Genomic DNA, 23,810 nt, shown 5'->3' on the forward strand with positions numbered 1-23,810 from the left:
AGGGTCTATGTCTGTGTCGTCCTGCGGTACAGCTGACACAGGCGACGCACCCTATGTGTCAGATGCCGCGATCCAGTTGACAGCCATGGGCCCCTGCCTGCGCAGGGGCGACGGTGGTTGATCGCTGCGTGACGACGGTGTCAGTCGAGGTTCGGCCGTAGCAGCCGTGTCGCCCGCTCCATGTCTACCCCCAGCCGCTGCGCGTAATCCGCAAGCTGATCCTCGCCGATCCGCGCGACGCCGAAATATTCGGCCTGTCCATGCCCGAAATAGAAGCCGCTGACCGCCGCGGTCGGGAGCATCGCGAAGCTCTCGGTCAGCTCCAGCCCGACGTTCTTCTCCGCCTCCAGCATCTCGAACAGCCGCACCTTGAGCGAGTGTTCGGGGCAGGCGGGATAGCCCGGTGCAGGCCGGATGCCGCGATAATGCTCGCGGATCAGCGCGTCGTTGGTGAGTTGCTCGTCGGGCGCATAGCCCCACAGCGTCTGTCGAACGTGCTGGTGCAGCGCCTCCGCGAACGCCTCGGCGAGACGGTCCGCGAGCGCCTTCAGCAGAATGTCGTTGTAATCGTCGTTGTCGGCCTTGTAGCGCGCGAGGTGCGCGTCGATGCCATGGATGCCGACCGCGAAGCCGCCCATCCAATCGCCCGCGGGGTCGATGAAATCGGCGAGGCACATGTTGGCGCGGCCCTCACGCTTGGCGATCTGCTGACGCAGGAACGGCAGCCGCGTCGAATGTTCGTTGCGGCGGTCGAGGTCGGGGACGTTGAAGCCCTCCGGCACGCTGCCGCCATCGGGTGAGCGATGGTCGTTGCTGTGGCGGTCGTGGACCCAGACGTCGTCGTCGTGGCGGTGGCACGGCCACAGCCCGGCGACGCCGCGCGCGGTTAGCCACTTTTCGGAGACGATCCGGTCGAGCATCGCCTGGGCGTCGGCGAAGAGCGAGGATGCGCTCTCACCGACGACCTCGTCGGTGAGGATCGCGGGGTAATTGCCCGCCAGCTCCCAGGCGCGGAAGAACGGCGTCCAGTCGATGAACTCGCGCAAATGCGCCAGATCCCAGTCGTCGAACACATGCACGCCCGGCTTCGCAGGGGCGGGCGCCTTAAGCGCCATGTCGGCGACGAAGCCGCGCTTGCGCGCCTCGTCGAGTGGAAGCAGCTTGTTTTGCCCCTTGCCCTCGCGCGCGTCGCGCACCGCCTGATAATCCTTGGCGACCCCGGCGACATAATCGTCGCGGATCGTGTCGGAGACGAGCGTGGTCGCGACGCCGACCGCGCGGCTGGCATCGAGCACATGGACGACCGGGCCGGTATAGGCCGGCGCGATCCGCAATGCGGTATGGACCTTTGAGGTGGTCGCGCCGCCAATCAGCAGCGGCATCTGCATCTGCGCGCGCTGCATTTCCTCGGCCACCGTCACCATCTCGTCGAGCGATGGGGTGATGAGACCGGACAGGCCGATCATGTCGGCGTCATTCTCGTTCGCAGCGTCGAGGATCTTCGACCACGGCACCATCACGCCAAGATCGATCACCTCGAAGCCATTGCACTGCAGCACGACGCCGACGATGTTCTTGCCGATGTCGTGAACGTCGCCCTTGACGGTCGCCATCACGACCTTGCCCTTGCCCTTCGCGCCCGGCTCCTTAGCGGCTTCGATGAAGGGCATCAGGTGCGCGACCGCCTTCTTCATGACGCGCGCCGATTTCACCACCTGCGGCAGGAACATCTTGCCCGAGCCGAACAGGTCGCCGACGACGTTCATCCCGTCCATCAACGGACCCTCGATCACCTCGATCGGGCGCGCGAACTGCTGGCGGCACTCTTCCGTGTCTTCGACGACATGCGCGTCGATGCCCTTGACCAGCGCATATTCCAGCCGCTTGTTTACGGGCAGGCTGCGCCATTCCGCCGCGGCCTTTTCCGCCACCGCATCGGTTCCGCGATACTTTTCGGCCAGCGCGACCAGCCGGTCGCCGGCTTCGGGATCGCGGTTGAGGATGACGTCCTCGCACGCGGTGCGCAGCTCGGGATCGATTGTATCGTAGACGTCGAGCTGCCCGGCGTTGACGATCGCCATGTCCATGCCCGCGGGTATGGCATAATAGAGGAACACCGAGTGCATCGCGCGGCGTACCGGCTCGTTGCCGCGGAAGCTGAACGACAGGTTCGACAGACCGCCCGAGATATGGACATGCGGGCAGCGCGCCTTGATCTCGCGGCACGCCTCGATGAAGTCGACACCGTAATTGTTGTGCTCCTCGATCCCGGTCGCGACCGCGAAGACGTTGGGATCGAAGATGATGTCCTCGGGGGGGAAGCCGATGCCCGTCAGCAGCTTGTAGGCGCGCTCGCAGATCTCGACCTTGCGCTCCTTGGTGTCAGCCTGCCCGGTCTCATCGAACGCCATCACGACGACCGCTGCGCCGTAATTCATGCATTTGCGCGCATGGGCGAGGAATTGCGCCTCGCCTTCCTTCATGCTGATCGAGTTGACGATCGGCTTGCCCGAGACGCATTTCAGCCCGGCCTCGATCACGTCCCACTTCGAGGAGTCGATCATCACCGGCACGCGCGCGATATCGGGCTCGGCGGCGATCAGCTTGAGGAAGGTCGTCATGGCGTGGTGCGCGTCGAGCAGCCCCTCGTCCATGTTGACGTCGACCACCTGCGCACCATTCTCCACCTGCTGCCGCGCGACCTCGACCGCGCGGGTGTAATCGCCGGCGAGGATCATCTTCTTGAACGCCGCCGATCCGGTGACGTTGGTGCGCTCGCCGATGTTGACGAATTGGGTGGAGGAGGTGGTCATCTACGGGTCACGATCCGAGTAGTTTGGAGATAAGCGCTTCGCGATTGGAGCCCTTACTCATATGATTGTGTCGAACATTTCCAAGCACTGCCGTTTCGCGCATCTTTTCCAAAAGCGCTGATAATTTTTTCTCGGCTGAAGAATCCTTTTCTACGATCGCATCAACAAGAGCCGAAATTGCGGGAAAAAGGTCGGGATTGCCATCGAAGTACAGGGTCGCAAGGATCGGGAAAATCTTTTCTTTGGCATCGAGCTTTGCTTCACGCCATGCTGCGACCAAATCCTTGGTTGCAGCCGTGTAAGATGTGCGTCGCCATGCGGCAATCTCGACTGATCGATCAAACATCCACTTAAATGGGCCGAAAAGCATACTGATCTTCCCAATTTCACGCAGCCATTGTGAACGGCTCCAGCCCGGCGAGGCGGGTGCGCACCGTCGGCACCGCCACCTGCCGTGGCGCGACGCCGCGGACGTGATCCGCGATCGCCTTGATATGCGCGGGGGTCGAGCCGCAGCAGCCGCCCAGCACGTTGACCTGCCCCGCAAACGCCCATTCGCCGACCAGTCCGGCGGTCGTCGTCGGCTCCTCGTCATAGGCGCCCAGTTCGTTGGGCAGCCCGGCGTTGGGATAGACCATGATGAGCGTATCGCACAGCTCGCTCAGCACCTTGACGTGCGGGCGCAATTGCTCGGCACCGAACGAGCAGTTCAGCCCGATCGTCAGCGGCCGTGCATGGCGTACCGCATGCCAGAAGGCCTCGACGGTGTGCCCCGACAGGTTGCGTCCCGACAGATCGGTCAGCGTCATCGACAGCATGATCGGCAGGTCGCGCCCGAGCGCGTCGCCGGCCTCGATTGCGGCCATGATCCCGGCCTTGGCGTTGAGCGTGTCGAACACCGTCTCGATCAGCACGAAGTCCGCACCGCCCTCGACCAAGGCGTCGATCTGCTCGCGGTACACGTCCTTTAGATAATCGAAGTCGATCTCGCGATAACCGGGATCGTTGACGTCCGGGCTCAGCGAAAGCGTCTTGTTGGTCGGCCCGATCGCGCCGGCCACGAAGCGCGGGCGGCCGTCCTTCGCCTGGAATTCGTCGGCGATGCGGCGCGCGAGCCTTGCGCTCTCGACGTTGATCTCACGCACCAGCCCCTCGGCACCGTAATCGGCCTGGCTGATGCGGTTCGCCGAGAAGGTGTTGGTCTCGGCGATATCCGCCCCCGCCTCGAAATAGGCGCGGTGAATCGCCTCGGGCACCTCGGGCTTGGTCAGCGCGAGGATGTCGTTGTTGCCCTTCTGGTCGTGGCCGAGCGTCAGCGTGCCGGCATAATCGGCCTCCGACAGCTTCCAGTTCTGGATCTCGGTGCCGAACGCGCCATCGGTGATGAGGATGCGCTTGGCCGCCTCGGCGTTGAAGATGTCGCGAATGGTCATGCCGCCGCCCTTTCATGAGCCGGGCGCGAGCGGACCCCCAGCAGGTGACAAATGGCGAAGCTCAGTTCCGCCTTGTTCATCGTATAGAAGTGGAGCTGCTTCACCCCGCCGGCATACAGCTTGCGACACAATTCGGCGGCGACCGTCGCGGCGACCAGCTGGCGCGCGGCGGGATGATCATCGAGCCCCTCGAATAGCCGCACCAGCCAGCCGGGCACGTCGGTGTTGCACATCGTCGCCATGCGCGTGACCCCGGCGAAGCTGCCGATCGGCATGATCCCGGGGACGATCTCCGCGCGGATACCCGCAGCTGCCGCGGCGTCGCGATAGCGGAAAAAGGTTTCGGGCTCGAAGAAAAACTGCGTGATCGCGCGGTTTGCGCCCGCGTCGAGCTTGCGCTTGAGATTGTCGAGATCGGCGACGAGGTCGGCCGAGTTCGGGTGCATTTCCGGATAGGCGGCGACCGAAATCTCGAACGGGTGCAGGCGACGCAGCCCCTCGACCAGCGCGGCGGCATTTTCATAGCCGCCGGGGTGCGGGGCGTAGTCGGCGGCACCGGCGGGCGGATCGCCGCGCAGCGCGACGATGTGGCGCACGCCAGCCGCCCAATATTCCTGCGCGACCGCGTCGATCTCCTCGCGCGTCGCCTCGACGCAGGTGAGGTGCGCGGCGGCGGGCACCTTGGTCTCGCGCGCGATCCGCGCGACGGTGGCGTGGGTGCGGTCGCGCGTCGAGCCGCCTGCGCCATAGGTGACCGACAGAAAGCGCGGGCCCAGCGGGCAGAGCGTCTCGATCGACTGCCAGAGGTTCTCCTCGGCCTTGTCGGTCTTGGGCGGCGAGAATTCGAAGCTGACTTCCACGTCGCCGCCGACATCGGCGTACAGCGGCGCTTCAAGCGCGCGCCGTGCCTCTTCGAGCTGATTGACCGAGAACGTCATGCCGCCTTCACCTCCCGCACCGGTACGCCTTGCTTGCGTCCGAGCCACAATTTCACCGTCAGTTCGCCACCTTCGAGCGTTTCGACCCGCTCCAGCGCCAGCCCGGCCTTCTCGAACCAGCCCGCGATCTGCGCATCCGCGAAGCCGAGCCGGGTATGCGCGTCGCGCGCGCGCAGCTCCTCGCGATCGTGGCTCGCGAAGTCGGCGATCAGCAACCGGCCGTACGCATCCAGCACACGCGCCGCTTCGGTAATCGCTGCGCCGGGCTGCTGCGCGAAGTGCAGGACATGGTGGAGGATCGCCACATCGACCCCGCCATCGACTACCGGCAAGGCGTAAAGATCGGCTTGCCGCAACTCTGCCTGCTCACCGACCCGCGCGCGGGCGAGCCGCAGCATCTCACTGCTCTTGTCAATGCCGAGCACATGCGTCGCGGCGGGGGCGAACAGCTCGATCATGCGGCCCGTGCCGGTGCCGATGTCGATCAACCGCCCCAGCGGCGCGTTGCCGAGCAGCGCGTGCATCGCGGCTTCGACCTGATCCTCCGCGATATGCAGCGAGCGGATCGCATCCCATTCGTCGGCATGCGCCTCGAACCACGCCGCCGCCGCCGCCGCGCGATCGGCACGCACCGCCGACAGTCGTGCAATATCCGCCTCCGCCTCGGTCGCCACGCCAAACGCGTCGAGCGCCGCCAGCACCGGCGCGACACGTGCACGCTCGCCGAGCGCGACGAACACCCAGCTGCCTTCCTTGCGCCGTTCCGCCAGCCCGGCATCGCACAGGATCTTGACATGCCGCGACACGCGCGGCTGGCTTTGCCCCAGCACCTGCGCGAGTTCGCCGACCGACAATTCCATGGTGCCGAGCAGCGCGACGATCCGCAGCCGCGATTCGTCGGCGAGCGCACGGAATATGTCGAGGGCCAGCTTCATGCGACCACATATAAAGATATCTTTATATGGGTCAACGGAAGACGCACGATGAACCTTTTCGCGGCATGTTTCGTTCGCCTTGCCGCTGCGGCTATTTTGCCGGCGTAACAAAACAGGGAGAAACCCGATGAAGCGTCTTTTCACCACCGGCGTGATCGCCGCCACCGCCCTTGGTCTCGCAGCGTGCAGCCAGCACGCGCAGAATGAGACCGCCGAGGCGGGTAATGCGATCGCCGCCGACACCGCCGCAACCACGTCGAACGCCGTGAACGATGTCGATGCCGCGACCGATCGCGCGCTCAACAAGGCCGAGAACAGCCTCGATCGCACCGGTGATGCGCTGAAGAACAGCGGCGACCGCGCCGCCGACGCGACCGGCAACGCGATGGTGCGCGCGGGCGAGGATCTGCGCGACAAGAACTGATGCGTCTCTCGCCGCGGCTGATCGCAGCCGCGGCGGTTTCTCTGGCCGAAAGAACGTAATGACCGAAAAGCGGCGTCTCGGCGCATCCGAATTGCGGATCATGCCGTTGGTGTTGGGCGGAAACGTCTTCGGCTGGACTGCGGATCGTGAGTCGGCCTTCGCGGTGCTTGATGCGTTCGTCGCGGGTGGCGGGACGATGATCGACACCGCCGATGTCTATTCCGCGTGGGTGGACGGTCACCACGGCGGCGAGTCCGAGACGATGATTGGTGAGTGGCTGCGCGCGCGCGGAACGCGCGACCGCGTGCTGATCGCCACCAAGGTCGGGATGCTGCCGGGTGAGGGCGGCGAGAAGCTGGCGCCGACACGGATCGTTGCGGCCTGCGAGGAGTCGCTGACGCGGCTTGGAACCGATCGGATCGATCTTTACTTCGCGCATCAGGACGATGAGGTTCAGTCGCAGGAGGTTGTCGCTGAGGCATTCGCGACGCTGGTGCAGGCCGGCAAGGTGCGCGTGCTGGGCGCGTCCAATTTCCACGCCGCTCGGCTCAAGTCTGCCATCGAGACGGCGCGGTCGGCGGCGTTGCCGCACTATCAGGTGTTGCAACCCGAATATAATCTGGTCAGCCGTCACAAGTTCGAGGGTGAACTGCAGGATTACTGCGTCACCGAGAATATCGGTGTCGTCCCTTATTACGGACTGGCCTCGGGGTTCCTGACCGGCAAGTACCGAACGCGGGACGACCTTTCGAAAAGCGTGCGTGGCGCACGAATGGGTGACTTGCTCGAGGGGAAGGGCACCGCGGTGCTCGACGCGCTGGATGCGGTCGCTGCGGAGAGTGGTGCAACGCTGGCACAGATCGCGTTGGCGTGGTTGATCGCGCAGCCGGGCGTCACCGCGCCGATCGCAAGTGCCACCTCGCCAGTACAGGTAGAAGAGCTGCTCGGCGCGACGGCCATCCGGCTGAGTGACGATCAGCTCCAACGACTGACCATCGCAGGTGCCTGACCGGCGGCTGCGACGCTGGTTGGGGCGGCTGACGCTGCTGCTGGTCGCGTTCGCGGCATGGCCGGCACAGGCGGCGGTGACAATCTCCTTTTGGAGCCGTGATTTCGGCAACAGCTTCCCACACGCCTTCTTCATGCTGCGTGGCACGCCCGATGCGGGCGGGGCGTCGGTGAATGCCGCATATGGATTTACCGCCCGATCGGTGACGCCGGCGATCCTGTTCGGCAATGTCGCAGGGCGGGTGGAGCGTCCCAAGCCCGGTTATATGGCGGATAGCCATGTGCGTTTCTCGCGGACGCTGACCGACGCACAATATGGAGCGATCGTCGCGCTGATCCGGGATTGGGACGAGCGGACCGGGGATGCGACCTATAATCTCAACAAGCGCAATTGCGTGACCTTCGTGCGCGAGGCGGCGCGGCGATCGGGTCTCGCCATCGTCGATTTTCCCAAGCTGATGAAAAAGCCGAGCGGTTACCTGCGCGCAGTGATCGCCGCGCAGCCGCAGGCGGTGACGATCGTCGAACGGACCGGGAAAGACTATCTGACGACGTTGCCGTCGATCGACGGCGTGGTGCCGGTCGATGCGCCGGTGAGTACGCCGGGAAAGCGGGAATAATCCCGATCAGTCGCCTGGTACCAGTTCCAGCACGTCGAGCGTGGATTCGAATGCCGGATAGGGCATCGCGAGCCGCCAGCGCCGTGGGCCGATCCGCTCCATCCAGCCGGCAAGATCGCGCGTGCTGTCCGTGCCATAGCCATAGGCGCGTGATTCATCCCCGAGCAACAGCGTCCCGAGGAACGCCGCGCGGGTCGGATCGGCCGGATAGAGTGATCCGACCTGTCGTTGCGAACCGGTCAGCTTGATCACTTGCACCGCGCCGTCGGTCGCGCGCGTGATCCGGCAATCGAACCATCCGTAAGCGGTGAAGCTGGCGCCCGCTGCCCCCTTCCGTCCCAGCTTGAACGTGCGGCAACGATAGAGGCCTGCAGGCGGCATCGGATCGGCAAGCGCTGCGTCGATCGTGAACAGCGATCCCTCTGCGTTGAGATCGGCGGCGGCCTCCGGGCGTGCCTGCGTCAACGCCTGCGTCCACGCTTGATACCAGCGGCGTAGCCGATCCCGATCGCCGGGGGTGGCAAGCCGTCGCCAGTCCGGGGCGGCGGCCAATGCGCCAGGTGAAGCCGGTGCAGCAACCGCGGGCGCTGGCCGTGCGCCACATTCGACAAGGCAGAGGAGCAGCGCGCCAGCGATGCGCCTCACGCTGCGGTCCAGCCGCCGTCGACCGACAGGTTCGCACCGGTGATCGCCTTCGCCTCGTCACGGCACAGGAACAGCGCCAGCGCCGCGACCTGTTCCGGGGTGACGAACTCCTTCGTCGGCTGCGCGGCGAGCAGCACGTCGTCGATCACCTGTTCACGGGTCAGCCCGCGCGCCTTCATCGTGTCCGGGATCTGCTGTTCGACCAGCGGCGTCCAGACATAGCCGGGCGAAATGCAATTGGCGGTGATCCCTTGCGGGGCGGTTTCCAGCGCGACGGTCTTGGTCAGCCCGACCAGCCCGTGTTTCGCGGCGACGTAGGCGGACTTGTTAGGGCTGGCGACCAGGCTGTGCGCCGAGGCGGTCGAGATGATCCGCCCCCATCCGCGCGCGCGCATGTGCGGAACCGCAGCGCGCATCATGTGAAACGGACCGGTGAGATTGAGCGCGATGATCGCGTCCCACTTTTCGGGCGGGAAATCGGCGACGCCGCAAACGTGCTGGATACCGGCATTGTTAACGATGATGTCAGGGCCGCCCCACGCCTCGTGCGCGCGCGCCACCAGCGCAGCAATCGCGGCGGGATCGCCGGCGTCGCCCGCATCGTACAACACGTCACCGGGACCGAGCGCGGCGACGCTGGCGCGCGCTTCCTCAATGGCGTTTTCATCGCCGAAGCCGTTGAGCATCACGTGTGCGCCCGCTTCGGCCAGTGCCCGCGCCACTGCCAATCCGATGCCCGAGGTCGATCCGGTGACGATCGCGCTCTTGCCGTTCAGGAACATTGCCGGGCCTTTCACACCTGAGTTTCGCTTATCAATCGGCGAGCGGCGCGGCGGTTGCAACCCGCAGCGGGGTGCACGCATTCATGCCGCAACGGTAACGATTGCCTTTGCAGGGGAGGCGTGCATGCGGCTCGACGATTATGACAATGACATCAACGTCGGCGAGGCGCGCGGCGGCGGCGGCGGCCTTGGCGGCGGGGGCGGCGGGGGATTTCTGCTGGGTCTGCTGCCGATGATCGGCAGCCGCTTCGGATGCGGCGGGATCGTGGTGGTGTTGCTGCTGCTCGCGGTGTTCGGCGGGCTCGGCAATCTCGGTGGGTTGCTGGGTGGGGGCAGCGGCACCTCGCCGCAGGTGAGCGCGCCGTCACGAGAAACGGTGCAACAGGTCTGCGACGCCTCGACCGCCCGCCGCGATACGTGCCGGGCGTTTAGCAACGCTCAGAATACGTGGGAAAAGATTTTCGCGAGCCAGAACCAGCAGTTCAGTCCGCCGAAGCTGCAATTCTTCAGCGGCAGCGGCCAGTCGGGCTGTGGCGCGGCAATGTCGGCGATGGGGCCGTTCTATTGCCCGACCGACCGCGGCATCTATCTCGACACCAGCTTTTTCGATGAGCTGGCCAACAAGTACAAGGCTGGTGGTGACTTTGCGCAATATTATGTGATTGCGCATGAGTTCGGCCATCATATCCAGAATCTGCTGGGTACCTCGACGGAAGTACAGCAGGCGCAGCGACGCGCCAGCGAAGCGGAGGGCAATGCGCTGTCGGTGCGGCTGGAATTGCAGGCAGATTGCTATGCTGGCGTTTGGGCGTCGATGAACCGTGATCGGCTCGATCCGGGCGACGTCGAAGAAGGGATGCGCGCCGCGCAGGCGATCGGTGACGATACGCTGCAGCGGCAGGCGCAGGGCCGTGTGGTGCCGGACAGCTTTACGCATGGCACGTCGGCGCAGCGGCAGGCATGGCTGCGGCGCGGGATCGAGAGCAACGGCAACCCGGGGGTGTGCGACACCTTCTCCGGGGCGATTTGAGCCACTTCGGGGTGAGCGAAACGTCGCTCACCCCGGGGGCGCGCCCTCGTCATTGCGAGCGGGACGAAGCAACCCAGCGTCGGATCAGGACGCCCTGGATTGTGTCGCTACGCTCACAATGACGATTATGGCCGTCGCCGGACTTTATTCGGGAGCCCGCTTCTGGCGCTAGCGTCGAGAGAGGCGGAGTCCCGGACCAAGTCCGGCATCACAGAGACATAACGTTGCCGCTCAGATCAGCGGCGGAACGGGTCCTCGAACGCCGGGCGCGCTGGAGCGTCGCTCTCGACACCATTCTCCGCGTCGCGGGCGGCCTGCTCACGCTGGGCGCGCAGCGACGCAATCAGCGCCTCGCGGTCGCCGTCCAGGCGGGTGTCGGTCGGCGCCTGCTCGATGCCGGCCGCCTTTGCTGCCTTGTTGACCGCGGCATCCAGCTCGCGCTGCGTGGTCAGACCCAGCGTCACAGGGTCCTTCGGCGTGATGTTGCCGATGTTCCAGTGGCTGCGGTCGCGGATCGCCGCGATCGTCGTGCGGGTGGTGCCAATCAGGTTGCTGATCGCGCCGTCAGAGATTTCCGGGTGGTTGCGGATGATCCACGCGATGCCGTCGGGCTTGTCCTGCCGCTTGCTGACCGGCGTGTAGCGCGGCCCCTTGGTGCGGCGCACCTGGTCCGGGCCCTTGGTCATCGTCATACGATAGTTCGGGTTGGCCTGCGCCTTGTCGATCTCTTCCTGCGTCAGCTCGTGCGCGCGGACCGGATCGCGCCCGGTCAGCTTGGTCGCGGCGGTGTCGTCGGCGATCGCCTGCACCTCAAGGATGTGCAGCCCGCAGAAGTCGGCGATCTGCTCGAAGGACAGCGCGGTATTGTCGACGAGCCACGAGGCGGTCGCGTGGGGCATGAGCGGCTGGGCCATGCGGACAGTCTCCATAAATGCAAAGGGCCGCCCCTTCCCGGAGCGGCCGCCTGTTGCAAAGGGACTTAGTGCGTGGCGCGCCTTAGGGCAAGCGCGCGCTCACGCCGCCTGCGCGAGTGTGTGTCCGAAAGGCTGAAGAGCGTCCAGAAACTGCCGCGCGCTCGCCGGCCAGGTGAAACCCGCACCCGCCGAGGCGCAGGCGGCGCGGTCCAGCGTGAGCGCGCGGGCGATTGCCGCGGGCAGGGTGTGGTCCATCGCGCCCGTTTCGGGGGTGAGGACGTCAACCGGTCCCGCAACCGGAAAGGCCGCGACCGGTGTGCCGCATGCCAGCGCCTCGATCATCACCAGCCCGAATGTGTCGGTGCGGCTGGGGAAGACCAGCACATCGGCGGCGCGATAGGCGGCGGCAAGCGCTTCCCCGAACAAGGCGCCGAGGAAGATCGCGTCGGGGTACTGGCGTTCGAGCGCCGCGCGTGCCGGGCCGTCGCCGACCACCACTTTCGTGCCGGGCACATCGGCGGCGAGGAAGGCGGCGATGTTCTTCTCGACCGCTACGCGTCCGACATGGAGCAGCACCGGGCCTGGCAGCGCGGACATTGCAGCATTGCGCTCGCCATCGGCACGGAAGAGCGGCGCGACACCGCGGCCCCAGCGGCGGATGCGGGTCAGGCCATGCGCGTTCAGCGCGCGCTCGATCGTCGGGGTTGAGGCAAGCACCGCGGCGGCAGGGGTATGAAACCAGCGGACGTAGCGCCAGATCCACTCCGGATTGGCGCCGGTCCGCGCCGCGACATAGTCGGGAAATTGCGTGTGATAGGCAGTGGTGAACGGCAACCTGTGCGACAGACACCAGCGCCGCGCCGCGACCCCCAATGGCCCCTCGGTGGCGATATGCACCGCCTCCGCGCCGAAGCGGGTGATGCGTCGCCCGATCGTTGCGGGTGGCATCAGCGCCAACCGGATCTCGGGATAGGTCGGGCAAGGGATCGACGGCGCATCCGCCGGCGAGACGACCAGAATTTCATTCCCATTGCTACGCAGTTCGGCGACGACGTTCTCCAGCGTGCGGACCACCCCGTTGACCTGCGGTGCCCAGGCATCCGTGACGATCGCGATCCGCATCACGTCAGGCGGCAAGCGCGGTGACGGGGAGCGCTTCGCGGCGCGCGATCTCTTCGCCCCAGTTGAGGATTTCCATCGTGCCGTCGAAATGCTCGACCAACGCGTTGCACCCCTCCACCCAGTCGCCGTCGTTGTAATAGGCGATCCCGGCGATATCGCGCATCTCGGCGGTGTGGATGTGCCCGCAGACGACGCCATCGACGCCGCGGCTACCCGCCGCCTCGGCGACGATTTCCTCGAAGCGCGAGATGAACGCCACCGCATTCTTCACCTTGGCCTTGGCGTGCTTGCTCAGCGACCAGTATGGCATCCCGAACTTGCGACGCACGGCGCTGACCGCGCGGTTGAGCGTCATCAGCGCGGTGTAGGCGGCGTCGCCGACATGCGCGAGCCAGCGATGCGACAGGGTGATCGCGTCGAACTCGTCCCCGTGGAGCACCAGCAGGCGGCGCCCGTCGGCGGTTTCGTGGACCGCCTTGCGCCGGATCTTGATCCCGCCGAAATCCAGCCCCGCGAACTGGCGGAACATCTCGTCGTGGTTGCCGGGAATGTAGATCATCCGCGTACCCCGCCGCGCGCGCTTCATCAGCCGCCAGATCACGTCATTGTGCGCAGCGGGCCAGTAGAAGCGCTTCTTGAGCTGCCAGCCGTCGACGATGTCACCGACCAGAAACATGGTGTCGCTGTCGACATGGTCGAGGAAGTCGATCAGCATGTCCGCGTTACAGCCGCGCGTGCCGAGATGGACGTCGCTGATCCAGATCGTGCGATAGCGACGGCGCTCCCCGACCGGCTCCTCCGGCCGATGTGGGCGCGAGTGCGCGAAGTCGAACAGATCGGTGACGTCTGCGATATGCCCAGACACGGGCGCGGGCGTGGCGGCGATCGGCGGCATGAGCGGCTCTCCCTCGCCGCCCTTATGCCGCCTTCATATGACGCGCCTGTCTCTCCGCAGTGACGGTGACATGGCCGATCAGTGACGATTCCGGGTCAGTGCGTCAGCCGCACCATCGCGTCGATTGTCACCGCGATGACGCCCCAGCTTCCGACGATCAGTCCGGCCAAGGTAGCGAAGCGGCGACGGGTCGAGAAATTATAGCCGGCAGTCATTTTCAGGATCCTCATCCTCATTCTTATGACGGAAAGGTGACACGTCCGGGGCGCGCGGAAAAGTACGGATCGCTGCCGTTTTCCGCGTATATTTTCGATTACTGCGAACGATTGCAGCCGCAGTGATCGACTGGCTATGTTGCCACCGCTGAACGGCCCGCCTAGTCAGGGATGATGACCGATACACTGACCGCCGCGACGCCGGCCGTTTCCGCTTCGACCACCGGTGAGAAGCGGCTCGCCGTGCGCATGGAACGCGGCGCCCACTTCCTCGGCAGCGAGGTGGCGATCATGGCCGGGGCGATGTCGTGGGTTTCGGAGCGGCACCTGGTTTCCGCGATGTCGAACGCGGGTGGTTTCGGGGTGATCGCGTGCGGGGCGATGACGCCGGCGCTGCTCGATGCCGAGATCGCTGCGACGAAGGCGATGACCGACAAGCCATTCGGCGTGAACCTGATCACCATGCACCCCGACCTGACCGCGCTGATCGACGTCTGTGCCCGTCACCACGTCGGGCATGTCGTGCTGGCTGGCGGGCTGCCGCCCAAGGGTTCGCTGGAGGCAATCAAGGCAAGCGGAGCGAAGGTGATCTGTTTTGCGCCGACGCTGGCGCTGGCCAAAAAGCTGGTCCGATCGGGCGTCGACGCTTTGGTGATCGAGGGGATGGAGGCCGGCGGGCATATCGGCCCGGTATCGACCAGCGTGCTTGCGCAGGAAATGTTGCCGGAACTGTCTGAAGTCGTGCCGGTGTTCGTCGCGGGCGGGATCGGGCGCGGCGAGGCGATCGCGGGCTATCTCGATATGGGCGCGGCGGGCGTTCAGCTCGGCACGCGCTTCGTCTGTGCGAGCGAGAGCATCGCGCATCCGAACTTCAAGAAGGCGTTCATCCGCGCCTCGGCCCGCGACGCGGTGGCGAGCGTGCAACTCGATCCGCGCCTGCCGGTGATCCCGGTCCGCGCGCTGAAAAACGCGGGCGGTGAGTTGTTTACGACGCGTCAGCGCGAGGTGGCGCAGGCGCTTGACGAGGGCAGCGTCGCGATGACCGAGGCGCAGTTGCAGATCGAGCATTATTGGGCCGGCGCGCTGCGCCGCGCGGTGATCGACGGCGATGTCGAGCATGGCAGCGTCATGGCCGGGCAGTCGGTCGGGATGGTGACGAAGGAAGAGCCGATCGCCGACATCATCGCCGCGTTGCTGGCGGAAGCGGCGCAGGCGTTTGAAAAGCGGGCAGGTTAGGAGAGCGACTGCACGGAGCGGCGGCGTCGACTCGCCTTGCCCCGTCTGACGCACGGCGTGGCGGCTCGACTCTTTCGCTGGCCGGTCCGCGATGGGATCGCTGCAAGGTCGCGTTCGAAAAGGGGTTTTACGATGCGCTTGCGCCTGTTCGCCGTCGGGGCGGGGTCGCTTCTTGCGGCCGCGTGCTCGCGCACACCGCCTCCAGCGCCGGCGCCTCCGCCGCAACCCGTTGTAAAGATGACGCTTGCGCCGATGCCGGCGGGCGCGCGGGCGGGGATGCGGATACCGGCGCGGCTGTCCGACGGGCGGTGGGCGACGCCGAACGTCGGGCTGTCGGCGGCGGGGAACGTCTGGCATCTGCGCGCCGCGCTGAACGTCGCGGTGCTGGCGTGTCATGGGCCGGATCAGGCGGTGATGGTCAATGAATACAATGCGATGCTGACCACGCGGAAGGCCGAGCTGGCCGCAGCGCAGAGCGCCTTGCAGCAGGAATATCGCGCCACGCGGGGCACGCAGTGGGAGGATGCGTTCGACGATCAGATGACGCGGCTGTACAATTTCTTCGCGCAGGATTTCGCGCACGCCGGATTCTGCGCCGCCGCCCGTGACGCTTTGGCGACCGTCGGGACCATTACGGCGGCGGAAATACCTACGTTCGCGGCACAGCGGTTGCCGGTTCTGGAAGCGCCGTTCACCAATTTCTTCACTGCGTACGATCGCTGGCAGTCGGGCGCGTTGGTGCGCGTCGCCGCGACCGGGTAATCGTTGCGCGCATGCATCGAAATCGTGCGCGCCGGGTTTGAGCGTGCATGACCGACCTCGCGCCACCACCGTCCTCGCTGTTGACCGACGCCAGCCTGTTCCTCGACTTCGATGGAACGCTGGTCGAGATCGCCGAGACGCCGGACGGGGTGGCGGTTTCGGACGGGCTGGCGGCCTTGCTCGAACGGCTCGGCACCGCGCTGCCCGGTGGCGTCGCGATCGTCAGCGGGCGTCCGGTCCATGAGATCAGCGCGTTGATCGCCCCCGCCGTCCCGCCAATCGCGGGCAGCCATGGACTTGAGGTCGCCGCACCGGACGGCAGCATCACCGCGCCGGACCGGTCGGCCGCGCTCGACGCCGCGCTGGTCGAGGCGCAGGCGTTCGCCGCCGATCATCCGGGCACGCTGATCGAGGACAAGCCATTCGGCGTCGGGCTGCATTTCCGCGGCGCGCCCGAGGCGGGCGAAGCGATGACCGCGCTCGCCGAGCGGCTCGCCATGGTTCACGATCTCCACCTTCAGCACGGCAAGATGGTGGTCGAGCTGCGCATGGCCGGGCGCGACAAGGGCGCGGCGGTCGAGTTGCTGATGCGGGAACCGTTACGGCAGCGCACGGTTCCTGTGTTTGTGGGGGACGACGTGACCGACGAGGCCGGCTTCGCCGCTGCCGCCGCACTGGGTGGCGCGGGCGTGCTGGTCGGCCCGGCGCGCGACACCGCCGCCACCTACCGGGTCGAGGGCGTCGCCGACGTGCTCGCGTGGCTTGATGCCGCATGCAGGGAGAAGACATGACGACGCTGGATCTGTGGCCGATCGGCAATTGCCAGGTAAGTGCGCTGGTCGATCGCGAGGGACGGTTCGTCTGGGGCTGCGTGCCGCGCGTCGACGGCGATCCGCTCTTCTCGGCGCTGCTGGGCGGTGAAGAGCCAGACGCCGGCTATTGGGGGATCTGCCTCGAAGACAGCGTGTCGATCGAGCAGGAATATATCCGCAACACGCCGATCCTCGTCACCACGCATCGCGACTCCCACGGCGGCGCGATCGAGGTGATCGATTTCTGCCCGCGCTTTCAGCGCGAAGGACGCACCTATCGTCCGGTCGCGTTTGCGCGGATCGTGCGGCCGATCGCGGGCAGCCCGCGTGTTCGCATCGCGCTGCGCCCGACCTGCGGCTGGGGCGGGGGATGCCGCGAGCAGATCGGCGGGTCGAACCATCTGCGGTTATTGATGGACACGATCGCGCTGCGGCTGACCACCACCGCGCCGATCGCGATGGTGCAGGGCGAACATGCCTTCCGCGTCGAACGCCCGCTGCACTTCTTCCTCGGGCCGGACGAGAGCTTCCAGGGCGATCTCGCCAGCACCGTCGACCTGATGCTGTATCGCACCACGCAGGAATGGCAGGGCTGGGTGCGCGGGCTGGCGGTGCCGCTGGAATGGCAGGAAGTGGTGATCCGCTGCGCGATCACGCTGAAACTCTGCCAGCACGAGGAAACCGGCGCGATCGTCGCCGCGCTGACCACGTCCGTGCCCGAACATGCCGGGTCGCAGCGCAACTGGGACTATCGCTTCTGCTGGATTCGCGACGCTTACTACACGGTACAGGCGCTCAACCGGCTCGGCGCGCTCGACGTGCTGGAGGGCTATCTCGGCTATCTCCGCAACATCGTCGACGGCGCGCGTGGCGGGCATATCCAGCCGCTGTACGGCGTGCTGGGTGAGGCGCAGCTGCCGGAGCGGATCGAGGAGTCGCTGAAGGGCTATCGCGGGATGGGGCCGGTGCGCGTCGGCAATCAGGCCGCCGAGCAGATCCAGCACGACGCCTATGGCCAGATCGTGCTGTGTTCGGTGCACGCGTTCTTCGACGACCGGCTGTTCCGCAAGAGCGGGATCGAGGATTTCGAGGCGCTGGAGAGGGTCGGCGAGCGGGCCTGGGCCTATTACGACCAGCCCGATGCTGGCCTGTGGGAGCTGCGCACGCGGCAGAGCGTCCATACCTATTCGAGCGCGATGTGCTGGGCGGCATGCGACCGGCTGGCGAACGCCGCCGAGCGGCTGAAACTGCCCGAGCGCAAGGCCTTGTGGTCGGAGCGCGCGCAGGTGATCCGGGAGCGGATCGAGAGCGCGGCGTGGCGCGAGGATACGCGGCGGATGTCGGCGACCTTCGCGGGTGACGACCTCGACGCCAGCGTGCTGCAATTGCTCGACCTGCGCTTTCTGGAAGCGGACGATCCGCGCTTCCTCGACACGTTGGTAGCGATCGAGAAGGGGCTGCGGCGCGGCTCGACGATGCTGCGTTACGATACCGAGGATGATTTCGGTCTGCCCGAGACGGCGTTCAACGTCTGCACCTTCTGGCTGATCGAGGCGTTGTTCCTGACCGGACGCAGCGACGAGGCGCGCGCGCTGTTCGAGGAAATGCTGTCGCGCTGCACCGCCGCCGGGCTGCTGTCGGAGGACATCGATCCGCAAAGCGGTGAATTGTGGGGAAATTATCCGCAGACCTATTCGTTGGTCGGGATGATCAACTGCGCCGCCATGCTCAGTAAACCGTGGAGTAGTATCCGTTGAATCGCCTGATCGTCATCTCCAACCGCGTCACCGCGCCCAAGGGCTCGACCGCTGGCGCACAGGGAGGGCTGGCGGTCGCGCTTGCCGCCGCGCTGCGCGATCGCGGCGGCATGTGGTTCGGCTGGTCGGGGGAGCAGACCGACCAGTTCAACGGCCATATCAATTTCCAGCGCAACCAGGGCGTGACGACCGCGACAGTCGATCTCGAAGAGCAGGACGTCCAGGAATATTACGACGGCTACGCCAACCGGACGCTGTGGCCGCTGTTCCATTATCGCATCGATCTCGCCGAATATGAGCGCGACTTCGCGGGCGGATACAAGCGAACCAACCAGCGCTTCGCCGACACCGTCCGCCCGCTGATCGAACCGGACGATGTGATCTGGATCCAGGACTATCACATGTTCCCGCTGGGCGCCGAATTGCGCGCGCGCGGCTGCACCAACCGGATCGGCTTCTTCCTGCACATTCCGTGGCCGCCGCGCCGGTTGCTGGGGACGCTGCCCAATGCGCGCGAACTGGTCGAGTCGCTGTTCGCCTATGACCTGATCGGCTTCCATACCGAGGAATGGCTCGAATCGTTCTGCGATTTCGCACGCCACGACATGGGCGCGACGATCGAGAACAATACCGCGCGGCTGGGCGACCGGGAGGTCGAGCTGATCGCGTGCCCGATCGGGATCGACGCGGTCGAGTTCGCGGAGATGTCGAAGAGCGTGCCGGCGCGGCTCGCCTATCGGCGGATGCGCGACAGCGCCGATGGCCGCGACATGATCGTCGGGGTCGACCGGCTCGATTATTCCAAGGGGCTGGAGGAGCGCTTTCTCGGCTATGAGCGCTTCCTCAACGAGCATCCCGAGGAGCGAAAGGAAGTGTTCCTGCTCCAGATCGCGCCGCCCAGCCGCGTGTCGGTCGAAAGCTATCAGCGTATCCGCCAGTCGCTTGAAGGATTGTCGGGGCGGATCAACGGCGCCTATGCCGATGTCGACTGGGTGCCGATCCGCTACGTCAACCAGGGCTATCCACGCGATCATCTCGCCGGCATCTACCGCGCGGCCAAGATCGGGCTGGTGACGCCGCTGCGCGACGGGATGAATCTGGTCGCCAAGGAATATGTCGCCGCGCAGGACCCCGAGGACCCCGGCGTGCTGGTGCTGTCGCGTTTCGCGGGCTCCGCCGAGCAGATGGCCGACGCGCTGCTGGTCAATCCCTACAGCGCGGAGGAAGTGTCCGACGCAATCTATCAGGCGCTCAGGATGCCGCGCGAGGAACGCGTGCGGCGCTGGGAAAAACTGATGGCCGGGGTGCAGGAGCAGGACGTCACCTGGTGGGCGCAGACCTTCCTCACCGCGCTGGAGCGGAGCAGGGTGGCTGCCGAGGCATCTGGATGAAAATAAACTTGCGTTAGTTCACGTGTTCCGATTGCTGCAGCTGTATCTTCGTTGCACGGGCTGCTACCTTCGAATCAAGGTGGAACGTGCGTGAGTGGTGCGGTTTATGCGTTAATCGTGAATGCGTGCGTCGCGGTGCTGTTCGCGGCTACCTTCGCGGTCGTTCGCGCGTCCTATCCGCAACAGCGGGCGAGCGGCTGGTTCTGCGCCACCTATGCGATTGGACTGTTCGCGCCGCTGAGTGAGCTGGGCGTCCGGTTCACGGCAATGCCGATCGCGTTCACGGCGTCCAGCTACCTGGCGCTCGTCCTGTCGATGCTGTGCTTCACGCAGGGCGTGGCACGATTGAGCGGGCAGCCGCCGTCGCGGGCGGCCGCAGCGATCGCGATCATGGCGCTGTTCGGGCGGGTGTTGCTCGATGATGGCGCGCGCAACACGATCGGCTACGGCTTCGTCTATCAGTTCCCCTATTATTCGATGCTGCTGCTGTGCACGATGATGGCGATCCGCGCGGTGCGTGAACAGCGCGATCCGTGGTGGACGGCGCTCGGCATCATCTTCGCGATCACCGCGAGCCACTTCATGATCAAGCCGTTCTTCGCCGCCGCCTTCGGTTCGGGGACGACGATGCGCGATTATGCGGCGAGCAACTATGCGCTGTTCTCGCAGGCGCTGGGCGGGTTGCTGACGATCGCCAGTGCGCTGGCGGTGCTGCTGATGATCGTGCGCGCGGTGCTGCGCTCGACGCGCGCCGAATCCGAAACCGACATGCTGACGTGCGTCGCCAACCGCCGCGGGTTCGAGCGGCGCGCGAACGCGCTGATCGCCGCGTCGCGCCGCGAGGGGCGCGAGATGGCGGCGATCATGCTCGATCTCGATCACTTCAAGCAGATCAACGACCGGTTCGGCCATGCGACCGGCGACGCCGTGTTGCAGGCGGTCGGGCAGGTGCTGATCCAGACGGTGCCGCGGGATGCGCTGGTGGCGCGGCTGGGCGGCGAGGAATTCGTCGCGCTGCTGGGCTGCGCCGGCTTGCGCGAGGCCGGACAGGTCGCGGAGGAGATCCGGATGGCGGTGACGCGGCTCGGCGCCGGGCTGCCGCGTGTGACGGTGAGCGGCGGGATCGCGAAGCTGCGCCCGCGTGACACGCTGGTGACGCTGCTCGATCGCGCCGACCGCCAGGCCTATGAGGCCAAGCAGGCCGGGCGCGACCGTATCTACCCGCCGTTCTCCAGCGCGACATAGGCGCGGCGGCGGAGCAGCGCGCCGGGCTGTTCGGCGCGGATGTGCGCCAGCAATGCCTCGCGCACGTCGCAGCGCAGGTCGAAGGCGGTCGAGGCGTCCTTGGCGGTCATGAGGCCGCGGATTTCCACCGAGCCGTCCGGTTTCACGTCGGTGACCTGCAGGTTCCAGAAGCGGCCGTCCCAGCGCGGGTTGGCGGTGACGATCTCGCCCAGTTTTGCCCGCAGCGCCTCGACATCGGCGTCCGCGTCGACGTACCAGAAGACGCTGCCCAGCAACGCGCTCGACTGGCGCGTCCAGTTCTGGAAGCTCTGTTCGAGGAACTTGGAGACGGGGACGACCAGCCGCCGCTCGTCCCAGATCTTGACGACGACATAGGTCAGCCGGATCTCCTCGATCCGCCCCCATTCGTTGTCGATGATGACGACGTCGTCGATGCGGATCGGCTCGGTGAAGATCATCTGGAAGCCGGCGATCAGGTTCTTGAGCGCCGGCTGCGCCGCGGCACCGACCGCGAGGCCGGCGAGGCCGGCCGACGCTGCGAGCGTGACGCCGAGGCTGCGGACGCTGGGGATCGTCATCAGCATCGTGCAGATCGTCACCAGCATGATGACCGAGATGATGATCCGCTGGAAGATGCTTAGCCGCGTGCGGCGGCGGCGCGCGCGCAGATTGTCGGCGACGCTGATGTCGGCATGGCGGATCATCACGTCGGTGACAGTCCCGACCGCGACAATCGCGCACCAGCCCATCAGGCCGGGCACCAGCAGCGCGGCGAGCCGCGCCCACAGGGTCGCCTGGCCGCGCGTCAGGTCGAGCGCGGGCTGCACCGCCGCCAGCGCGATCGCGAGCATCAGCCAGCGCAGCAGCTTGCGGATCCGCTCGACGAACAGCGCGCTGGCGCTGTCGGGGCGCGCGGCGGTGGCGCGGCGCGCGACCCAGATGACGATGCGGTGGAGCACCAGCGCCAGTGCCAGCGCCGCTACCACATAGAAGATGTCGGACAGCCAGCCGGGCAGATCGTGCAGCCAGCCGCGCGCGGCCTTGATCCCGTCCGCCATTGCTTCTCTCACGTTACCGGTGGTCGGGGGCGTAACGAGGTGGCGGGGGCGGGTGTTCCGGCTTATCCGGGCAGGCGATAATCCGCGAACTGCCTTCGGAGCAGTTTCTTGTCGATCTTGCCCGTCGCGCCGAGCGGGATCGTGTCGACCACCAGCACGTCGTCGGGCATCCACCAGCGGGCGATCTTGCCATCGAGGAACGCGAGCACGTCCGCCTTGTCGGGGGTGTGTCCCGGCGCGGGCTGGACCAGCAGGATCGGGCGCTCGTCCCATTTCGGATGCGCGACCCCGATCACCGCCGCGATCGCCACCGCCGGGTGCGCGCTGGCGATATTTTCGATCTCGATCGAGCTGATCCACTCGCCGCCCGATTTCACGATGTCCTTGGCGCGGTCGGTGATGTGCATGTAGCCGGCCGGGTCGATCGTCGCGACGTCGCCGGTGTCGAAGAAGCCGTCGGCGTCGAGGACGGGCGTGTCGTCGCGGAAATAGCCGCTGGTGATCGTCGCGCCGCGGATCAGCAGCCGCCCGGCGGTCTGGCCATCGTGCGGCAGCGGCGCGCCCGCGTCGTTGACCAGCCGGAAATCGAGCCCGACCTGCAAGCGGCCCTGCATCGCCTTGCGCCGCACCTGCTCGTCATAGGGCTGCGCCAGCACCTCGGCGGTGGGTGAGGAGAGGGTGGCGAGCGGCGACGTCTCGGTCATCCCCCAGCCCTGCACAACCTCGACGCCGTAATCGTCCTGGAAGGCGCGGATCAGCGCGGGCGGGGGCGCAGCGCCGCCGATCACGACGCGGTGGAGCGTCGAGAAGCCGCGCCCGGTGCCGCGCAGATATTGCAGCAAGCCCTGCCAGACGGTCGGGACGGCTGCGGAGAAGGTGACGCCCTCCTGCTCGATCAGCTCGTAGAGCGATTCCCCGTCCATCCGCGCGCCGGGCAGCACCAGCTTCGCGCCCGCGGCCGGCGCGGCATAGACGACCCCCCAGGCGTTGGCGTGGTACATCGGCACCACCAGCAGCACCGTCTCGCGCTGCGTCAGCGCCAGCGCATCGGCCTGCAACGCCATCATCGTGTGCAGGTAATTGGAGCGGTGCGAATAGAGCACACCCTTGGGATCGCCGGTGGTGCCGGAGGTGTAGCAGAGCCCGCACGCCAGCCGCTCGTCGAACCCGCCCCATATCGCGCTGCCGGCGTGCGGTGCGATCCAGTCATCGAAGGCAACCGCCCGATAGTCGGTCGCCGGTAGCGCGGCGCGGTCGCACAGGAACACGACCTGCTCGATCGACGGCACGTCGCGGACCAGTCGCGCGGCAAGCGCGGCGCAGGCGGGATCGGCGAGCAGCAGCCGGTCGCCGGCATGCGCGGCGATCCACCCGATCTGTTCGGGGAAAAGCCGCGGGTTGAGCGTGTGGAGCACCGCACCGATGTTGGTGGTGCCGTACCACGCCGCCATGTGGCGCGCGCCGTTCCAGCCGAGCGTCGCGACCCGGTCGCCGCGCGCGATGCCAGCGGCGAGCAGTGCGTCGGACACCTGCTTCGCCATATGGTGGAGTTGACGATAATTGGTGCGGGTGATGCTGCCGTCCGCCTCGCGTGAGACGATCTCGCGGTCGCCGTGCCAGGTCGCGCCGTGATCGAGAAAGCCGTCGACGGTCAACGCCGTCTCCTGCATCAATCCGAACATTTCCGGCATCCGCACTCCTCGCCGCTACGCCTACGAAAAAGGCGGCGCCCGCTTGCCGGGTCGCCGCCTCATTGCTGCCAGAAGGCCGCGCTT

Annotated in this window: 23 protein-coding genes; 10 read left to right on the forward strand and 13 right to left on the reverse strand. The window is 66.4% G+C overall.

Translation table 11 applies throughout. From position 1 onward, the window contains the following. Positions 1–140 precede the first annotated feature (140 nt). The 5 genes from metH to ACI2JO_RS12700 are packed head-to-tail and all read right to left on the reverse strand — an operon-like array spanning position 141 to position 6,119. The gene (gene metH / locus ACI2JO_RS12680; RefSeq protein WP_404721056.1) at positions 141–2,813 is read right to left on the reverse strand and encodes a methionine synthase; all 2,673 of its coding nucleotides are present in this window, start codon (positions 2,811–2,813) and stop codon (positions 141–143) included. Between the two features lie 7 nt (positions 2,814–2,820). Beyond that, on the reverse strand, positions 2,821–3,183 hold the full coding sequence (locus ACI2JO_RS12685; protein ID WP_184503833.1) for a hypothetical protein: 363 nt from the start codon (positions 3,181–3,183) through the stop codon (positions 2,821–2,823). Between the two features lie 16 nt (positions 3,184–3,199). Further along, entirely contained in the window at positions 3,200–4,246 is a 1,047-nt protein-coding gene (locus ACI2JO_RS12690; RefSeq protein ID WP_404721057.1) for a homocysteine S-methyltransferase family protein, read from the reverse strand. Beyond that, positions 4,243–5,184, reverse strand: coding sequence for a methylenetetrahydrofolate reductase [NAD(P)H] (gene metF, locus ACI2JO_RS12695; protein ID WP_404721058.1), 942 nt, complete (start codon positions 5,182–5,184; stop codon positions 4,243–4,245). Before metF ends, ACI2JO_RS12690 begins: the two co-directional genes overlap by 4 nt. Beyond that, positions 5,181–6,119 (reverse strand): ArsR/SmtB family transcription factor, encoded by a 939-nt coding sequence (locus ACI2JO_RS12700; RefSeq protein ID WP_404721059.1) that lies wholly within the window; start codon positions 6,117–6,119, stop codon positions 5,181–5,183. Before ACI2JO_RS12700 ends, metF begins: the two co-directional genes overlap by 4 nt. Before the next feature lie 127 nt (positions 6,120–6,246). Between ACI2JO_RS12700 and ACI2JO_RS12705 the strand changes: the two genes are divergently transcribed. Genes ACI2JO_RS12705 through ACI2JO_RS12715 form a run of 3 tightly spaced genes read left to right on the forward strand, consistent with a single transcriptional unit; the run spans position 6,247 to position 8,171 of the window. Beyond that, positions 6,247–6,543 carry a hypothetical protein gene (locus ACI2JO_RS12705; RefSeq protein ID WP_404721060.1) on the forward strand — a complete coding sequence of 99 codons (297 nt, stop codon included), beginning with the start codon at positions 6,247–6,249 and terminating at the stop codon, positions 6,541–6,543. 58 nt (positions 6,544–6,601) lie between these two features. Next, positions 6,602–7,552 (forward strand): aldo/keto reductase, encoded by a 951-nt coding sequence (locus ACI2JO_RS12710; RefSeq protein WP_404721061.1) that lies wholly within the window; start codon positions 6,602–6,604, stop codon positions 7,550–7,552. Continuing rightward, complete coding sequence (locus ACI2JO_RS12715) at positions 7,545–8,171, forward strand: hypothetical protein (RefSeq protein WP_404721062.1); 627 nt, start codon at positions 7,545–7,547, stop codon at positions 8,169–8,171. The genes ACI2JO_RS12710 and ACI2JO_RS12715 overlap by 8 nt, the downstream gene beginning before the upstream one ends. Before the next feature lie 6 nt (positions 8,172–8,177). Here ACI2JO_RS12715 and ACI2JO_RS12720 read toward each other — a convergent pair whose 3' ends face one another. Then, on the reverse strand, positions 8,178–8,816 hold the full coding sequence (locus tag ACI2JO_RS12720; RefSeq protein ID WP_404721063.1) for a DUF4893 domain-containing protein: 639 nt from the start codon (positions 8,814–8,816) through the stop codon (positions 8,178–8,180). Then, positions 8,813–9,598 carry a 3-hydroxybutyrate dehydrogenase gene (locus ACI2JO_RS12725; RefSeq protein WP_404721064.1) on the reverse strand — a complete coding sequence of 262 codons (786 nt, stop codon included), beginning with the start codon at positions 9,596–9,598 and terminating at the stop codon, positions 8,813–8,815. Before ACI2JO_RS12725 ends, ACI2JO_RS12720 begins: the two co-directional genes overlap by 4 nt. Positions 9,599–9,722: 124 nt before the next feature. On the opposite strand from ACI2JO_RS12725, the gene ACI2JO_RS12730 reads away from it, so the two are divergent. Next, positions 9,723–10,628 (forward strand): neutral zinc metallopeptidase, encoded by a 906-nt coding sequence (locus ACI2JO_RS12730; protein WP_404721065.1) that lies wholly within the window; start codon positions 9,723–9,725, stop codon positions 10,626–10,628. A gap of 236 nt (positions 10,629–10,864) precedes the next feature. Here ACI2JO_RS12730 and ACI2JO_RS12735 read toward each other — a convergent pair whose 3' ends face one another. The 4 genes from ACI2JO_RS12735 to ACI2JO_RS12750 form a co-directional block, all read right to left on the reverse strand. Continuing rightward, positions 10,865–11,542 carry a DUF1013 domain-containing protein gene (locus ACI2JO_RS12735; protein ID WP_028965061.1) on the reverse strand — a complete coding sequence of 226 codons (678 nt, stop codon included), beginning with the start codon at positions 11,540–11,542 and terminating at the stop codon, positions 10,865–10,867. Positions 11,543–11,641: 99 nt separating this feature from the next. Then, on the reverse strand, positions 11,642–12,664 hold the full coding sequence (locus ACI2JO_RS12740) for a glycosyltransferase family 4 protein (RefSeq protein WP_404721152.1): 1,023 nt from the start codon (positions 12,662–12,664) through the stop codon (positions 11,642–11,644). Positions 12,665–12,668: 4 nt separating this feature from the next. Next, on the reverse strand, positions 12,669–13,559 hold the full coding sequence (locus tag ACI2JO_RS12745; RefSeq protein ID WP_404721066.1) for a UDP-2,3-diacylglucosamine diphosphatase: 891 nt from the start codon (positions 13,557–13,559) through the stop codon (positions 12,669–12,671). Between the two features lie 95 nt (positions 13,560–13,654). Further along, entirely contained in the window at positions 13,655–13,789 is a 135-nt protein-coding gene (locus ACI2JO_RS12750; protein WP_404721067.1) for a hypothetical protein, read from the reverse strand. Between the two features lie 159 nt (positions 13,790–13,948). Between ACI2JO_RS12750 and ACI2JO_RS12755 the strand changes: the two genes are divergently transcribed. The 6 genes from ACI2JO_RS12755 (at position 13,949) to ACI2JO_RS12780 (ending at position 20,977) form a co-directional block, all read left to right on the forward strand. Continuing rightward, a complete protein-coding gene (locus tag ACI2JO_RS12755) occupies positions 13,949–15,010 on the forward strand; it encodes an NAD(P)H-dependent flavin oxidoreductase (protein ID WP_404721068.1) in 1,062 nt (353 codons plus the stop codon). Between the two features lie 237 nt (positions 15,011–15,247). After that, positions 15,248–15,772, forward strand: a complete 525-nt coding sequence (locus tag ACI2JO_RS12760) for a hypothetical protein (protein WP_404721069.1) — start codon at positions 15,248–15,250, stop codon at positions 15,770–15,772. Positions 15,773–15,819: 47 nt separating this feature from the next. Further along, complete coding sequence (gene otsB / locus ACI2JO_RS12765) at positions 15,820–16,563, forward strand: trehalose-phosphatase (protein WP_404721070.1); 744 nt, start codon at positions 15,820–15,822, stop codon at positions 16,561–16,563. Next, the gene (locus ACI2JO_RS12770; RefSeq protein ID WP_404721071.1) at positions 16,560–18,341 is read left to right on the forward strand and encodes a glycoside hydrolase family 15 protein; all 1,782 of its coding nucleotides are present in this window, start codon (positions 16,560–16,562) and stop codon (positions 18,339–18,341) included. The genes otsB and ACI2JO_RS12770 overlap by 4 nt, the downstream gene beginning before the upstream one ends. After that, on the forward strand, positions 18,338–19,732 hold the full coding sequence (otsA, locus tag ACI2JO_RS12775; RefSeq protein WP_404721072.1) for an alpha,alpha-trehalose-phosphate synthase (UDP-forming): 1,395 nt from the start codon (positions 18,338–18,340) through the stop codon (positions 19,730–19,732). Before ACI2JO_RS12770 ends, otsA begins: the two co-directional genes overlap by 4 nt. Before the next feature lie 90 nt (positions 19,733–19,822). Further along, positions 19,823–20,977 (forward strand): diguanylate cyclase, encoded by a 1,155-nt coding sequence (locus ACI2JO_RS12780; RefSeq protein ID WP_404721073.1) that lies wholly within the window; start codon positions 19,823–19,825, stop codon positions 20,975–20,977. Here ACI2JO_RS12780 and ACI2JO_RS12785 read toward each other — a convergent pair. Next, complete coding sequence (locus ACI2JO_RS12785) at positions 20,950–22,035, reverse strand: mechanosensitive ion channel family protein (RefSeq protein WP_404721074.1); 1,086 nt, start codon at positions 22,033–22,035, stop codon at positions 20,950–20,952. The two genes, ACI2JO_RS12780 and ACI2JO_RS12785, sit on opposite strands and share 28 nt — an antisense overlap. Before the next feature lie 62 nt (positions 22,036–22,097). Next, positions 22,098–23,726 (reverse strand): long-chain-fatty-acid--CoA ligase, encoded by a 1,629-nt coding sequence (locus ACI2JO_RS12790; RefSeq protein ID WP_404721075.1) that lies wholly within the window; start codon positions 23,724–23,726, stop codon positions 22,098–22,100. Positions 23,727–23,810: the final 84 nt, after the last annotated feature.

This window comes from Sphingomonas sp. NPDC079357 (assembly GCF_044901155.1).
Taxonomy (GTDB): Bacteria; Pseudomonadota; Alphaproteobacteria; order Sphingomonadales; family Sphingomonadaceae; genus Sphingomonas.

What these genes read in the sequence shown, in the direction of transcription:
- metH (WP_404721056.1), bottom strand. Translation starts at nt 2,813, where the DNA reads ATGACCACCTCCTCCACCCAATTCGTCAACATCGGCGAGCGCACCAAC.
- ACI2JO_RS12685 (WP_184503833.1), bottom strand. Translation starts at nt 3,183, where the DNA reads ATGCTTTTCGGCCCATTTAAGTGGATGTTTGATCGATCAGTCGAGATT.
- ACI2JO_RS12690 (WP_404721057.1), bottom strand. Translation starts at nt 4,246, where the DNA reads ATGACCATTCGCGACATCTTCAACGCCGAGGCGGCCAAGCGCATCCTC.
- metF (WP_404721058.1), bottom strand. Translation starts at nt 5,184, where the DNA reads ATGACGTTCTCGGTCAATCAGCTCGAAGAGGCACGGCGCGCGCTTGAA.
- ACI2JO_RS12700 (WP_404721059.1), bottom strand. Translation starts at nt 6,119, where the DNA reads ATGAAGCTGGCCCTCGACATATTCCGTGCGCTCGCCGACGAATCGCGG.
- ACI2JO_RS12705 (WP_404721060.1), top strand. Translation starts at nt 6,247, where the DNA reads ATGAAGCGTCTTTTCACCACCGGCGTGATCGCCGCCACCGCCCTTGGT.
- ACI2JO_RS12710 (WP_404721061.1), top strand. Translation starts at nt 6,602, where the DNA reads ATGACCGAAAAGCGGCGTCTCGGCGCATCCGAATTGCGGATCATGCCG.
- ACI2JO_RS12725 (WP_404721064.1), bottom strand. Translation starts at nt 9,598, where the DNA reads ATGTTCCTGAACGGCAAGAGCGCGATCGTCACCGGATCGACCTCGGGC.
- ACI2JO_RS12730 (WP_404721065.1), top strand. Translation starts at nt 9,723, where the DNA reads ATGCGGCTCGACGATTATGACAATGACATCAACGTCGGCGAGGCGCGC.
- ACI2JO_RS12735 (WP_028965061.1), bottom strand. Translation starts at nt 11,542, where the DNA reads ATGGCCCAGCCGCTCATGCCCCACGCGACCGCCTCGTGGCTCGTCGAC.
- ACI2JO_RS12740 (WP_404721152.1), bottom strand. Translation starts at nt 12,664, where the DNA reads ATGCGGATCGCGATCGTCACGGATGCCTGGGCACCGCAGGTCAACGGG.
- ACI2JO_RS12745 (WP_404721066.1), bottom strand. Translation starts at nt 13,559, where the DNA reads ATGCCGCCGATCGCCGCCACGCCCGCGCCCGTGTCTGGGCATATCGCA.
- ACI2JO_RS12750 (WP_404721067.1), bottom strand. Translation starts at nt 13,789, where the DNA reads ATGAGGATCCTGAAAATGACTGCCGGCTATAATTTCTCGACCCGTCGC.
- ACI2JO_RS12755 (WP_404721068.1), top strand. Translation starts at nt 13,949, where the DNA reads ATGACCGATACACTGACCGCCGCGACGCCGGCCGTTTCCGCTTCGACC.
- ACI2JO_RS12760 (WP_404721069.1), top strand. Translation starts at nt 15,248, where the DNA reads ATGACGCTTGCGCCGATGCCGGCGGGCGCGCGGGCGGGGATGCGGATA.
- otsB (WP_404721070.1), top strand. Translation starts at nt 15,820, where the DNA reads ATGACCGACCTCGCGCCACCACCGTCCTCGCTGTTGACCGACGCCAGC.
- ACI2JO_RS12770 (WP_404721071.1), top strand. Translation starts at nt 16,560, where the DNA reads ATGACGACGCTGGATCTGTGGCCGATCGGCAATTGCCAGGTAAGTGCG.
- ACI2JO_RS12785 (WP_404721074.1), bottom strand. Translation starts at nt 22,035, where the DNA reads ATGGCGGACGGGATCAAGGCCGCGCGCGGCTGGCTGCACGATCTGCCC.
- ACI2JO_RS12790 (WP_404721075.1), bottom strand. Translation starts at nt 23,726, where the DNA reads ATGCCGGAAATGTTCGGATTGATGCAGGAGACGGCGTTGACCGTCGAC.